Annotated in this window: 13 protein-coding genes and 1 pseudogene; 6 read left to right on the top strand and 8 right to left on the bottom strand. The window is 65.1% G+C overall.

Translation table 11 applies throughout. From position 1 onward, the window contains the following. Positions 1–148 precede the first annotated feature (148 nt). Together CAL19_RS06650 and CAL19_RS06645 are read left to right on the top strand one after the other, a co-directional pair. Positions 149–1,129 carry a Bug family tripartite tricarboxylate transporter substrate binding protein gene (locus tag CAL19_RS06650; protein WP_094796319.1) on the top strand — a complete coding sequence of 327 codons (981 nt, stop codon included), beginning with the start codon at positions 149–151 and terminating at the stop codon, positions 1,127–1,129. A gap of 135 nt (positions 1,130–1,264) precedes the next feature. Next, positions 1,265–2,776 carry a PAS domain S-box protein gene (locus CAL19_RS06645; RefSeq protein ID WP_094796318.1) on the top strand — a complete coding sequence of 504 codons (1,512 nt, stop codon included), beginning with the start codon at positions 1,265–1,267 and terminating at the stop codon, positions 2,774–2,776. Positions 2,777–2,791: 15 nt separating this feature from the next. On the opposite strand, the gene CAL19_RS06640 is transcribed toward CAL19_RS06645, so the two are convergent. The 4 genes from CAL19_RS06640 to guaB form a co-directional block, all read right to left on the bottom strand. Next, entirely contained in the window at positions 2,792–3,571 is a 780-nt protein-coding gene (locus CAL19_RS06640) for an SDR family oxidoreductase (protein ID WP_094796423.1), read from the bottom strand. 169 nt (positions 3,572–3,740) lie between these two features. Continuing rightward, positions 3,741–4,259 (bottom strand): hypothetical protein, encoded by a 519-nt coding sequence (locus CAL19_RS06635; protein ID WP_094796317.1) that lies wholly within the window; start codon positions 4,257–4,259, stop codon positions 3,741–3,743. Between the two features lie 137 nt (positions 4,260–4,396). Next, on the bottom strand, positions 4,397–5,992 hold the full coding sequence (gene guaA / locus CAL19_RS06630; RefSeq protein WP_094796316.1) for a glutamine-hydrolyzing GMP synthase: 1,596 nt from the start codon (positions 5,990–5,992) through the stop codon (positions 4,397–4,399). 97 nt (positions 5,993–6,089) lie between these two features. Beyond that, on the bottom strand, positions 6,090–7,550 hold the full coding sequence (gene guaB / locus CAL19_RS06625; protein ID WP_094796315.1) for an IMP dehydrogenase: 1,461 nt from the start codon (positions 7,548–7,550) through the stop codon (positions 6,090–6,092). A 166-nt stretch (positions 7,551–7,716) separates the two neighbouring features. Here guaB and CAL19_RS06620 point away from each other — a divergent pair, with 166 nt between their 5' ends. Beyond that, positions 7,717–8,325 carry a DUF2239 family protein gene (locus tag CAL19_RS06620; protein WP_094796314.1) on the top strand — a complete coding sequence of 203 codons (609 nt, stop codon included), beginning with the start codon at positions 7,717–7,719 and terminating at the stop codon, positions 8,323–8,325. Positions 8,326–8,388: 63 nt separating this feature from the next. Here the strand turns inward: CAL19_RS06620 and CAL19_RS06615 are convergent, their stop codons facing one another. Further along, entirely contained in the window at positions 8,389–9,378 is a 990-nt protein-coding gene (locus tag CAL19_RS06615) for a tripartite tricarboxylate transporter substrate binding protein (RefSeq protein WP_094796313.1), read from the bottom strand. Between the two features lie 87 nt (positions 9,379–9,465). After that, positions 9,466–10,272: a class II aldolase/adducin family protein gene (locus CAL19_RS06610; RefSeq protein ID WP_026638261.1), complete on the bottom strand. Its 807-nt coding sequence runs from the start codon at positions 10,270–10,272 to the stop codon at positions 9,466–9,468. 143 nt (positions 10,273–10,415) lie between these two features. On the opposite strand from CAL19_RS06610, the pseudogene CAL19_RS19945 reads away from it, so the two are divergent. The 3 genes and pseudogenes from CAL19_RS19945 to CAL19_RS06595 all read left to right on the top strand — a co-directional run. Further along, positions 10,416–10,586 (top strand): annotated as a pseudogene (locus CAL19_RS19945) (LysR family transcriptional regulator); the annotation flags it as partial. 41 nt (positions 10,587–10,627) lie between these two features. Next, positions 10,628–11,290, top strand: a complete 663-nt coding sequence (locus CAL19_RS06600) for a LysR substrate-binding domain-containing protein (protein ID WP_249276269.1) — start codon at positions 10,628–10,630, stop codon at positions 11,288–11,290. Between the two features lie 83 nt (positions 11,291–11,373). Beyond that, complete coding sequence (locus CAL19_RS06595) at positions 11,374–12,204, top strand: class I SAM-dependent methyltransferase (RefSeq protein ID WP_094796310.1); 831 nt, start codon at positions 11,374–11,376, stop codon at positions 12,202–12,204. A 32-nt stretch (positions 12,205–12,236) separates the two neighbouring features. On the opposite strand, the gene CAL19_RS06590 is transcribed toward CAL19_RS06595, so the two are convergent. Continuing rightward, the gene (locus tag CAL19_RS06590) at positions 12,237–12,647 is read right to left on the bottom strand and encodes a DUF192 domain-containing protein (protein WP_094796309.1); all 411 of its coding nucleotides are present in this window, start codon (positions 12,645–12,647) and stop codon (positions 12,237–12,239) included. Beyond that, a complete protein-coding gene (locus CAL19_RS06585) occupies positions 12,629–13,501 on the bottom strand; it encodes a type II secretion system F family protein (RefSeq protein ID WP_094796308.1) in 873 nt (290 codons plus the stop codon). The genes CAL19_RS06590 and CAL19_RS06585 overlap by 19 nt, the downstream gene beginning before the upstream one ends. Positions 13,502–13,511: the final 10 nt, after the last annotated feature.

Here is a 13,511-nt window from a genome sequence, read left to right as displayed (position 1 = left end):
TTTATAAGCTGCGCTTCTAAGTTTTCAATAATTTGAAAATTGTTCTAATAGAACTTGCACTCTATCATCGTTGCACGAGGTTCGCGCGAGCAGCGAAGTTGGGCGGTACCGGTGGCGGATCTCCTATTCCAACAATCAGGAGACAGACATGAACATCAGCCGAAGAGCCCTGCTGAAAGCGGCCGCCGCGGCCGCATGCGCCGGCACCATGCCGCAGGTGTCCGCCCAGGACAACTGGCCATCGCGCACGGTGAAAATCGTATGCCCCTATGGCGCCGGCGGCCCCAGCGACCTCTCGGCCAGGCTGCTGGGAGACTACCTGTCCCAGCGTCTTGGCCGTAGCTTCGTCGTGGAAAACAAGGCGGGCGCCGGCACTCGGGTGGCCAACGAGTTCGTGGCCGACGCGCCGCCCGACGGCTATACCGTCCTGTACGCGGCGGCGCCCTATTCCACGCTGCAGGCCTTGTACGGCAAACTGGGCTACGACCCGAAGCAGGATCTGCAACCCGTTGCCATGGTGGCCACCGTCCCGCTGTTTCTCGTTGTCAATGCGGAATCACCCGCCACGTCGGCGGGGGAACTGGTTGCCTATGGCAAGTCGCGCGCCGACGGGTTGACTTTCGGCTCGCCGGGCAACGGCTCCCTGCCACATCTTGCAGCGGAACTCTTCCTGCGCGATGCCGGCGTCGATGGGCTGGTAGTGCAATATCGCGGCGATGTGGCCGCCTACACCGACCTGCTGGCCGGCCGCGTGGACGCCACCCTGACCGCCATCACCGCCGCCTTGCCGCATATTGAAAGCGGCAGGCTGCGCGTGCTGGGCGTTGCCTCGGAGCAAGCCAGCGACATTTATCCGAACGCACAACCCCTGCCCGCCCAGGGCTTGCCGCGCGTGATCGCCTCGGGCTGGTACGGGTTCATGACCCCCGCGGGGGTAGCCGCCGATATTACGCGGCGGCTAGATGACGAGGTCAATCGCGCGCTGGCGGACCTCGCCATCCGGCAGCGTTTCCTGACGCAGGGCATGGAGCCCCGGCCCGGCAATGCGGCCGCCTTCGCGCAGTTCATCGATGCCGAGATGACCAAGTGGTCCGAAGTCATCAAGCAGGCCGACATCAAGGGCGCCTAGCACCGGCCGGGGGACGGGCAGGCGGCGCGCATCCGCAGCAGGGACAAACCGTACAGACGGCATCGCGATTTTCAGGTAATTTCGCGATGCGGATCCGGCGCTCTGTATATTGGGCGCGCTGTCCGGCGGAGGCATATGAAAAAGCGGGCATCTACCGTCTTTACCCCAGAGCGCCGGCTGCTGCTGGAAATTGTTGATGACCTCGTCGAAGGCATCATCCTGCTGGACCCGGACCGCCGCATTGCGTGGGCCAACGACACGGCGCTCAAGATGCATGGCGCAACGACGCTGGCCGACCTTGGCGAAACCGCCGCCGGCTATCGCAAGCGATATGCCCTGCGCTATCTCAATCAGCGCAAACTGCAGGCACGGCAATACCCGATGGACCGCGTCCTGGCAGGAGAAGCCTTCAAGGACCTGGTCGTCGAAGTATGCCGCCGGCACGACCCGGAGCACCGCCATATACAGCAAGTGCGCGGGCTGCTGGTGACCGACGCGCAAGCGCAGCCACAGGGCATGGTGCTGATACTGCTGGACATCACCCAGCGCCACGCGGCTGAGCAGCGCTTCGAGCGCACGTTCAACGCAAACCCCGCCCCGGCGCTGATCTGTTCGCTCGCGGATATGCAATACGTGAAAGTCAACCAGGGGTTCCTGCAAATGACCGGCTACGAGCGCCAGGACGTGCTGGGCCATGATTTTGGCGACGTCGATGCATTGGGCGACGCGGGGCGCGACGCCGACCTGCGCACCCGTCTTGCAGAAGGCCGCACCATCCCGCAGACCGAAACGCTGATCTCGCTGCCCGACGGCAGCCAGAAACTTGTGCTGGCGGCGGGCCAGCCCATCGAAATCGGCGACGATCCGCATCCGTGCATGCTGTTTACTTACAACGACCTGGAATCCCGGCGCCAGGTCGAACATGCCCTGCGCCATAGCGAAGAGCGCTTTTCGACGGTGTTTCGCCTGGCGCCGGCGCCCATGCTGCTGAGCACGCGCGAAGGCAAAGTGCTCGAAGTCAATGAAGCATTCGAAACCGCTACCGGCTACTCGGCCGCAGATCTGGCCCGGCACGACGATGCCCTGGGCCTGCTGGGCTTTTCGGGGCCCGCACCTGGGCCTGCCGTGAAGGCATTCAGGCAGGGGGGCAGCCTGCGGGCCTACGAAATGCCATTGCGCACCAGCGACGGCAGCCTGCTCGATTGCCTGCTGTCTGTCGAGCCCGTCACCATTGGCGGCCAGCGCTGCATGTTGAGCGTGCTGCAGGACATCACCGAACGCAAACGCAGCGAAACCGAGCTGATGGCAGCCATCGAGGCCGTGATGAAAGACGCCTCGTGGTTCAGCCAGACCGTCATCGAAAAGCTGGCCCAGATACGCCAGCCGCGCGTCGCGCCCTCTGCACACGCCGAACTGGGCGACCTTACCGCGCGTGAACACGAAGTGCTGGGCCTGATGTGCCGCGGCCTGGGCGACGCCGACATTGCGCAGGAACTGGGTCTTTCGCGGCACACGATCCGCAACCATGTGGCCTCGCTATACAGCAAGCTGGGCGTGCATCGCCGCAGTGCGGCGATCATCTGGGCGCAGCAGCGCGGCATTGTCGGCCGCGCGAACCGCCCGCGCCGCCGCACGGCGCCGGGCTAGGCCTCGCGCTGAACATCATGCGGTGGGCACTGACCCGCCATCTATGATGTATTCCGTGTCGGTGATGGCGCCGGCGCAAGGCGAAGCCAGAAACGCGATCAGCCTGGCGACTTCCATGGGCCGGGCGGGCCGCCCCAACGGTATTCCACCGAGCGAGTCCATGATGATCTGCTTGCCGCCCTGGTAGTCGGTGCCTGCCTCGCGGGCAAGGCGCTCGGCAAGCGCAACGGCGGCCTCGGTTTCTATCCAGCCCGGGGCCACGCGCAGCACCCGCACGCCCCGCGGCGACACTTCCTTGGACAGGCTTTTGCTATACGTAGACAGCGCGGCCTTGGCCGCCGCGTAGGCGGTGGTCGCCTCGGGCAAGGGCAGCATGCGCTGTATGGACGTGACGTGGATGACAACCCCTTCGCCGCTTTCGAGCATGCCCGGCAGCAGCGCCCGGTCCAGGCGCACGGCGGGGAACAGGTTCAGTTCAAGCTCGCGTTGCCATTCGTCATCGTCCAGGGCGGCAAACCCGCCGCCGGGCGCGGACGACCCGCCCAGCACATGCACGACGATGTCCACGCCGCCCAGCTCCGTGGCAACCGCGTCCGCAACCGCACCGCACCCCTGCCGCGTCGCCAGGTCGGCTTCGATGATTATCGCGCCCGGAATGTCTTCGGGGCGGCGCCGCGCGGCAGTCAACACCCGTGCCCCCTGTTCGACAAACAGCTCGACCACGGCCCGCCCCAGGCCCTTGGTGCCGCCGGTCACCAGCACCCGCTTGCCCTGCAATTCCAGATCGATCATCAGCACACCTCCGCCATCAAAGGTTGCGCGGCCGCCCTCAGCCGCGCGTACCGGATATCAGAATGAGCTGCCATGGCTACGGCAAGAACGTCGATACACCGCCATGGCTGGCCCCGCCAGAGCGCGGTATTTTGCTGATTGGCCGTATACGAATCAAGAACGCACGAAAAGGTTAGTCCGCCTTACGTTGCCGCGGGCGGCGCTGGGGCAATTCACGCGCCGCCGTCGCCTGCCCACCCCCATCACTGCCGCCGCCGTCGCCACCTCCTGACGCATCGCGGCGCCAGTTCTTTTCGCGCAAGATAAAACCCAGAACAAGCATCACGATGGCAAACGCAGCGTATGTGCCCATGTCCCCCACAATTTGCGGCGACAGGAATGAGGCCTCATCCGCCGGCACCGTATGCACATGCAGGTCGTTCACAAGATGGTCGCGCGCCGGCCAGAATGGGATCAACGCGAAAATCCAATGGCGAGCCTGCATATCTACCGGGCGGCAACTCCAGTCGCCATTCCCGCGGGTATTGCACTGCCGGACTTCGCCAGTAAGGTGATTTGTAACCAGCGCGGTTTCCGAGGTGATGCGCTCGACCTCATGCCGCAATTCCATGTAGCTCAGGAGCGCGAACGTCCCCATGAGAAAGAACACAAGCAGGGTAACGCGCCCCACGGTATCGACCTCGTCCCGCATCTTTACCACCCCCCTCGCTCGATCAGCAACACCGGGTAAACCGGCATCACGTCATACAGGTGGGCTAACTGGAAACGGCCGCGCCTTGCGCGCGACCTGTAGTCGGGGCGCAGACAGCCAGCCGCGGCCTCAGTAGCCTATTCCCACTCAATCGTCGCAGGCGGCTTGCTCGACACGTCGTACACCACGCGGTTGATGCCGCGCACTTCGTTGATGATGCGCGACGATACCCTGGCGAGCAGCGCATGGGGCAGCGGCGCCCAGTCGGCCGTCATGAAATCGAAGGTCTGCACCGCCCGCAAGGCCACGACATACTCGTAGGTGCGGCCATCGCCCATCACGCCCACGGACTTCACGGGCAGGAAGACGGCAAAAGCCTGAGATGTCATGTCGTACCAGCTCTTGCCGCTGGTGTCGTCGATGGTGCTGCGCAGTTCGTCGATAAAGATGGCATCGGCGCGACGCAGCAGGTCGGCGTATTCCTGCTTGACCTCGCCCAGGATGCGCACGCCCAGGCCGGGGCCCGGGAACGGGTGGCGGTACACCATCTGCGGGGGCAGGCCCAGGGCCACGCCCAGTTCGCGCACTTCGTCCTTGAAGAGTTCGCGCAGGGGTTCCAGCAACTGCAGGTTCAGCGTGTCGGGCAGGCCGCCCACATTGTGGTGCGACTTGATGGACGTGGCCTTGCCCGTCTTGGCGCCGGCCGACTCGATGACGTCGGGGTAGATGGTGCCCTGCGCCAGCCATTTGGCGCTCTTGAGCTTGGCGGCCTCGGCCTGGAAGACTTCGACGAATTCCCGGCCGATGATCTTGCGCTTGGCTTCGGGGTCGGCCTGCCCGGCCAGCTTGCCCATGAACTGCTCGGTGGCGTCGACATGGATGATCTTCACGCCCATGTTCTCGGCGAAGGTCTGCATGACCTGCTTGCCTTCGTCCAGGCGCAGCAGGCCGTGGTCGACGAACACGCAGGTCAGCTGGTCGCCGATGGCCCTGTGGATCAGTGCCGCAGCCACGGACGAATCCACGCCGCCCGACAGGCCCAGGATGACTTCGTCGTCGCCGACCTGTTCGCGAATGCGCGCGACGGCTTCGGTGACGTAGTCGGGCATGTTCCAGTCGCCCTTGCAGCCGCAGATTTCGTGCACGAAGCGGGCCAGCATGGCCTTGCCCTGCACGGTGTGCGTGACTTCGGGGTGGAACTGCACGGCATAGAAGCCGCGGGTTTCGTCGGCCATGCCGGCAATGGGGCACGACGGCGTCGAGGCCATCAGCTTGAAGCCGGGCGGCAGTTCGGTGACCTTGTCGCCATGGCTCATCCACACCTTGAGCATGCCGTGCCCTTCGGGGGTGGTGAAGTCGGCCAGGCCATCCAGCAGGCGCGTATGGCCGTGTGCGCGGACTTCGGCGTAGCCAAATTCGCGGTGGTCGGAATAGCTGACCTTGCCGCCCAGCTGCTGCGCCATGGACTGCATGCCGTAGCAGATGCCCAGCACCGGCACACCCAGCTCGAACACCGCGGACGGCACGGGCAGCGAGCCTTCGGCGTACGCGGATGCGTGGCTGCCGGACAGGATGACGCCCTTCAAGCCCTGCGCCGCCTGTGCCCGCACGAACGCATCGTCTACGTCACCGGGGTGGATTTCGGAATAGACGCCGGCCTCGCGCACGCGGCGGGCGATCAGCTGGGTGACTTGCGAACCGTAGTCAAGAATGAGAATGCGCTGGTGGTGCATGAAGACTCTGCCGGTTTGGAAATAAAAGCGCACCGGCCAGAACCGCTGGGTTCTGCCGGTGCGCGATGGATTGCATTGTACCTAGTGGCCGTGCGGATCAGTCGGCGCGGTAGTTGGGCGCTTCCTTGGTGATCTGCACATCGTGCACGTGCGATTCGCGAACGCCCGCGGACGTGATCTCGACGAACTGGGTTTTGGTGCGCATGTCGTCGATGGTGGCGCAGCCGCAATAGCCCATGGAAGCCCGGATGCCGCCCACCAGCTGGTAGATGATGGCCAGCACGCTGCCCTTGTAGGGCACGCGGCCTTCGATGCCTTCGGGCACCAGCTTGTCGGCGTTGTTGGCGGGGTCCTGGAAGTAGCGGTCGGCCGAGCCGTCGGACATGGCGCCCAGGCTGCCCATGCCGCGGTACGCCTTGTACGACCGGCCCTGGAACAGCACGACTTCGCCCGGGGATTCTTCGGTGCCCGCGAACATGCCGCCCATCATGCAGGCAAACGCGCCGGCCGCCAGGGCCTTGGCGATGTCGCCCGAATAGCGGATGCCGCCGTCGGCAATAAGGGGTACGCCGGTGCCTTCGAGCGCCTTGGCCACATCGGCGATGGCGGTGATCTGCGGCACACCCACGCCGGCCACGATACGCGTGGTGCAAATGGAGCCGGGCCCGATGCCTACCTTGACGCCGTCGGCGCCATGCTCGACCAGGGCGCGCGCGGCCTCGGCCGTGGCGATGTTGCCGCCGATGACTTCGACCTTGGGAAAGTTCTGCTTCACCCAGCGCACGCGTTCGAGCACGCCGGCGGAATGGCCATGCGCCGTGTCGACGATGATGACGTCAACGCCCGCGGCCACCAGTTTTTCGACACGTTCTTCGGTGCCGGCGCCGACGCCGACTGCCGCGCCCACGCGCAGCTGGCCTTGGGCGTCTTTGTTGGCAACGGGGTGTTCGGTGTTCTTGACGATGTCTTTGACGGTGGCCAGGCCGCGCAGCTCGAATGCATCATTGACGATGAGCACGCGCTCGAGGCGATGCTTGTGCATCAGCGCCTGGGCCTGGTCCAGCGTGGCGCCTTCCGGCATGGTGACCAGCCGCTCCTGCGGCGTCATGATGTTGCGCAGGGGCTGGTCGAGACGGTCTTCGAAGCGCAGGTCGCGGTTGGTGACGATGCCCACGAGCTTCTTGCCTTCCACGACGGGCAGGCCGGAAATTCCGTGCTGCCGCTGCAAGGCGATGGCGTCGCGCACCTTCATGTCGGCCGTGACGGTCACCGGGTCGATGACGATGCCGAACTCGTGGCGCTTGACGCGAGCGACTTCCTTGGCCTGCTCGTCGGCCGATAGATTCTTGTGGATGATGCCGATACCGCCCTCTTGCGCCATGGCGATGGCCAGGCGTGACTCGGTCACGGTGTCCATGGCGGCGGACACCAGGGGGATATTCAGGGTGATGTTGCGAGTAAGACGGGTAACCAGGGAGGTGTCGCGCGGCAACACCTCGGAGTAGGCGGGCACCAGCAACACATCGTCGAAGGTGAGCGCTTTTTGGACGAGACGCATGGGGAACTCCGGGCGCAAAGCGAGATTATACGCGCTTGGCGCATGTTTACTAGGTGTTTCTACCTAGTCGGGAAGCGTCAATCACCGTTGCATATTATTACCCGGGTGATATTGACGGGGTTTTTTACCCGGAAAATAATAACGTGTCACGCTGGAAGGAGACACTATGGATCTATCCCACCCCACGCCATCGAACTGCACCGCCTTTGCGGGGCGCCGCCTTATCGCGTCCGGTCCCTTGCCCGCCGTAGCGGTGGCCGTCAAGCGCGCCCTGCAAGCAGACGAATCGGAGCCGGTGTTCATCTACGACGACGACACAGGCCGGCTGGTGGACGTGGATCTGCGCGGCAGCGACGACGAGATCACCGCGCGCACACATCCCGCCACCCATGCGGCGCCGCACGCCCCTGCCCCGGCGCGCGGTCGTGGCCGACCCAAATTAGGCGTGGTGTCGCGCGAGGTTACGTTGCTACCGCGCCATTGGGAATGGCTGGGCGCCCAACCCGGTGGTGCATCGGTGGCGCTGCGCAAACTGGTCGAAGAAGCGCGGCGCGCCAACGCGGACACAGACCGGCAGCGGCAACGCACTGAAGCGGCCTATCGCTTCATGCTTTCCATCGCGGGCGAGCTGCCTGGATTCGAAGAGGCGACACGCGCGCTGTTTGCAGGGGATGCGCAGCGTTTCGCCGTACACGTGCAAGGCTGGCCCGAAGATATACGGGCTCACGCCACCTGGCTGGCATTTGGCGAACGCAACGGCGCCGGGCCGGCGTGAGGTGGAACAAATGCATGAACCTGCGCCACGGCCTCGCGGCGCAGGCTTGCGCATCCGGGGCGTTTACTTGCCCGCCAGCGCGCCTTTTTGCTTGAGTTCGTTGGCCAGGCGGGTCAAGGGCTCTTTGGCGGCGGTGATGTCTGCCTGCCACTCGGCGCCCGGCTTATAGGCGAGGATGGCAGAGAACGACTTGGCCGCCTCAAGAAAGCCCGGGTCTTGCAGCGCCGCTTCCAGCGCCTGCTGCAGGCGGTCGCGTACAGCCGGCGGCACGTCCTTGTCCACCGCCAGCCCACGGTCGGAAGGCACGACCACGTCGAACCCTTCTTCCCTGGCCGTCGGCACATTGGGCAGCATGGGCGCGCGCTCTTGCACGAACTGGGCCAGGATGCGCAGCCTGGTTTTCTCGGCAGCGGGATCGGGCACGGCGGTATGGCTGGTGAAGATCATGTCCACATGCCCGCCCATCAACGCGATCTTGGATTGGCCGGTGCCGCCAAAGGGTATGTCGGTAAATGTGGCGCCGCTTTCGAGCATCAGCACATTGAGCGCTACGCCGCCGTTGCTGCCCAGCCCGTTCTGGCCGATGGAGACGGCGCCCGGCTTGGCCTTGGCGGCTTCGACCAGTTCTTTCAAGGACTTATACGGGCTGTCATCGCGCGCTACCAGCAGCGTCGGGTCGCTGACGACCCGGCCGATCAGGGCAAACTGATCCGGGTCGTACGGTGTCGATTGCACCAGCGGCAAGAAATTCATCGGCGGCGTGTTGACCATGGCCACCGTATACCCGTCCTTCGCGGCGCGTTGCACATGCGAATTGGCGATGGCGCCGGACGCCCCCGGCTTGTTGACCACCACGATGCTGGCGTTGGGCGACAGGTGCTTTTGAATGTAGGGCGCCAGCGTACGCGCCAGCACGTCGGTCTCGCCGCCGGCGGCAAAGCCCACGACCAACTCGATCGGCCTGTCGTCGGGCCATGCGGCCAAGGCCGGTGCACATGCGCCCGCTCCGATCACAGCCGCCACGGCGCAAAGCATGCGAAGTCTGGTTTTCATGAGGGTTCTCTCCTGGTGTAGTTCTATTTGTGAATGCCGCTCCCCGGCAATGCGAGGACGCGGCGGATCGATGAAGGCCGGTTGCCGCTACAGCAGGCAGTCCGGCTGCTCGCGCACGATGGCGTCGTAGATGGGTTGGAAATGCAGCCAGGCCATGAATGGCGTGGCCAGGTGCTTCTTGGAATGCAGCGCGGCCTCGCGGCCGATCAGCTTCAAAGGCTTGCCGGTGGACTCGGCCTTGAGCTGGATCTCGCACGCACGCTCGGCAGCAATGAACCACCACGCGGCTTCTTCTACGGTTTCGCGCCCTGCCGAGAACAGGCCATGGTTCTGGTGGATGGCGATCTTGGCGTTGCCGAAGGCGCGCGCCACGGCGTGGCCTTTATCGTTCTCTACGACCACCGCGCCGGCTTCTTCGGTGATCAGCGCCTGGTCTTCATAGAACCCGCAAGCGGTCTGGGTAATCGGATCCAGCGGACGTCCCAGCGCGGCCCACGCCATGCCGTGCGTGGTGTGCGCATGGCACGAAGCGATGATGTCGGGGTTGGCTTCATGAATGGCCGAATGCAGCACAAAGCCGGCGCGGTTGACCGCCCAACGCCCTTCCAGCACGGTGCCGGCGCGATCCACCAGCTGGATATCGCTGGCGCGCACGCGGCCGAAGTCCATGGCAAACGGGTTGGTCCAAAACAAGTCGGGATGTTCCGGGTCGCGTACGGTTACGTGGCCCGCGAAGCCATACTCGTAGCCGAACTTGGCGAACACGCGGCAAACGGCAGCCAACCGTTGGCGCCGGTGCCAGCGTTCGGCCTGCACCGAATCAAACTTGGGGTACTGGGGAAAGTACAGGTTCTGCTGGTTGGGGCGGTAAACAGTGTCCTGCGTCTGGGCCATGCCTGCTCCTGGATAAGTTCGGAATGCGCTGCGCCCGGCCGCGGGGCGCAATGAGCAGGCATTCTAGGTAGTGGACTAACATTGGCGCCAATCAGATAAATGACGCCGGCCATAAGACCGGTTTATAGAGAGAGCCCCTTCGTATGCTTGCCCGCATCCAGTTGCGCCACCTGGAGGCGTTTCACGCCGTGATGGTGTCCGGCTCGATCACCGGAGCCGCCCACCTGCTGCATGTGACCCAGCCGGCCATCAGCGCCACGATCAAGCACTTTGAACAGCGCCTGGGTTTTACGCTGTTCAGACGCGAAGGGGCCGCCTTACGCCTACCCCCGAGGCCCGGGCGCTGTTGCCCGAAGTGCAGGAAATCTTCGGCCGCGTGGCGGGCCTGGAGCGTTTCAGCCAGGATCTGGCCGAAGGCCTGCAGGGCACCCTGGCCATCGCCGCCAGTTCGCCCATTGCGAACGCATGGCTGGCGCAGGCCGTGGCCGAGTTCGTCAGGACGCGGCCACAGGCAAGGATTTCCTTGCAGTCGATGGATTCGAATCTGATTGCGGAACGCCTGGTCAACGAGCAGATCGACCTGGGGGTGTCTTTTTCACCCGGCGGGCACGCGGCGATCCAGTCTCTGCCGCTGCGCCATGCGGCGCTGAGCTGCATCTTCCCGCAAGACCATCCCTTGGCAGCGCTGCAGGCCATAGGCATTGACGACCTGGTACCCTACCCCGTTATCACCTACCTGCCGCAGGCGCTGCTGCGCCAGCATCTGAACGCCTTCTTGAAGCGGCCGCTCAATATCCAGATCGAAGTGGCGACTTCGATGACGGGCATTGTGCTGGCATTCCACGGAGCGGGCGTCGCCCTGGTGGAGTCTGGCCTGCTGGCCGCGCTGCCCGTCCCCAGCCTGACGCACCGCCCGCTGGTTCCGGAAGTGCAAGTGCGCAGCCACGTGCTCTGGAGCTCCCTGAGGCCGCAAACCGCCCTGTCGCGCGCCTTTGTGCAGCACCTGACCGCCCGCTGAAGCCGGCCTGGCGCGGGCCGCCGGGCCGGGCGGCGTTTTCAGTAAACTACGTGCCTTCCCCGCCCGCCTGGCAACGCTTTTTCATGTCTTCCATCCCCGATATTCGCCCCGGCCAGTCCATCGAACTGCTGAAGGAACTGCACATCCTGACGCGCGACGGCAAGCTCAACCAGGACAGCCGGCGCAAACTCAAGCAGGTGTACCACCTGTATCAGTTCATCGAGCGCCTGCTGCAGGATGTCAAGGCCGCACAGGATGCCGTGACGCTGGTGGACCACGGCGCGGGCAAGTCATACCTGGGCTTCATTCTGTACGACCTGTATTTCAAGAAACTGAACGACGGGTCGCATGTCTACGGTATCGAAACCCGCCCCGAACTGGTGGCCTCGTCACAGGCGCTTGCCCGGCGGCTGGGGTTCGATGGCATGACGTTCCTGAACCTGTCGGTGGCCGAATCGATCACGTCGCCCAGCCTGCCCCGCCAGGTCGACGTAGTAACGGCGCTGCACGCGTGCAATACCGCCACCGACGACGCCATCCGCTTCGCCCTGGAAAAGCGGGCCAGGTACATCGTGGTCGTGCCATGCTGCCAGGCCGAAGTGGCCGCGGCGCTGCGCCAGAACAAGGCACGCGCGCTGGCCGATCCCCTGGCCGAAATCTGGCGCCATCCTTTGCATACGCGCGAGTTCGGCAGCCAGATCACCAATGTGCTGCGCTGCCTGCAACTGGAAGCGCATGGTTATCAGGTCAGCGTGACCGAACTGGTTGGCTGGGAACACTCGATGAAAAACGAGCTGATCATCGCGCAATACAAGAACCTGCCGCGCCGCAAGGCGGCCGAGCGCTTGAACGAGATACTGGAACGCATCGGGCTGCAGGCTTTGCGCGATCGGTTCTTCGTGCCGGCGCTATAAACGGCGAACACGCGAAGGGCCGCCCTGGCTGGCTACGGCGGTCGTACAGAGGGCGCGCCGATGCGGGGCGATGCCGCGCGCGAGCGATGCAGCGCAGCCTGAAGCTTGCGCCGGTACCTCAAGGGCGAATCAACGGTATTCACGGCCAGCTCTATGACGGACCGCGCCCGCCGGCACCACACCACCCGGCCGGGACGTACGTTGCGGACGATATGCAGCACGCGTCCCCAGGCATCGATGAACGCCACGTCGATGGCGTAGCGCATGCCCCAGGTATGCACCGCGCGACAGGGAAGAAACCATAAGCCGGTGCGGCGGCCTGGCGGCCGGGCGCGGCACAGCAACCCGCGCAGCCGGCCCCCGGCGCCGCACGCCCGCGCCAGGCGGATGCGCGAACGGCGCAACGGGCGGCGGTGGTGTTGCGTTACTGGGCGGCCTGCCATAATTGCACCGCAATCGGAAAAGCCAGCACGATAAAAGTGCAGGGAAAAATGCACCCGATCAGCGGCAGCAGCATCTTGACCGGGGCCTCCATGGCCAGTTTCTCGGCGCGCTGATAGCGATCGGTGCGGCACTGTGCGGCATGCCCGCGCAGCACACCCCCCAGGCTCATGCCAAGGCTGTCTGCCTGATTCAACGCCGCCACCCAACTGCGCACGGCGGGAATGGCGCAGCGGTCAGCCAGAGCTTTCAAGGCCTGGGCGCGCGACACACCGGTCCGCATATCGGCCAACGCATGCGCCAGTTCTTGCCGCAATGGCCCGGGCGGCCCGTGCTGCCCGGCCTGCTGCAGCGCGCCGTGCAGGCTCAGGCCCGATTCGACACAGAGGGTCATCATGTCCAGGACAAAAGGCAGATCGCGAGCCATGCTGCGGCGGCGGCCCGCCACGCGGCCCCTGATCCAGAGAATCGGCCAGCCTGCCATCGCCAGCGCACCGCCGATGCCGCACAGCCATGCGCCAGGCGCGGGCAGCACAAGGCCGCCCAACACGCCCCCTGCCGACGCGCCCAGTCCCGCCGCGCAGGCCACCAGGGCTGCGGCGTGCGGCGCGGTGATCGCGGCCGGCGTGCCTGCCTGGCCCAGCCACCGCGTCAACGCGTCCCTCCAGCGCCACGGCAGCGCTGTCGCGCATGGCTGCGCCACCGCGTCCAGCCAGGGCCAGCACAACCGCCATCCCCAACCCACGGCCGGACGGGCGCGCGCGTCCGATACCGGATGCCGCACGGGGCCGATGAACAACCAGGCCGATGCGCCGCCGGCCATGCCTGTCAGCAAGATCGCTAACCAAGAAAACATAAAGCTCCCG

This window comes from Bordetella genomosp. 7 (assembly GCF_002261265.1).
Taxonomy (GTDB): Bacteria; Pseudomonadota; Gammaproteobacteria; order Burkholderiales; family Burkholderiaceae_B; genus Bordetella_A.
This window is presented reverse-complemented; position numbering and strand designations above follow the sequence as displayed.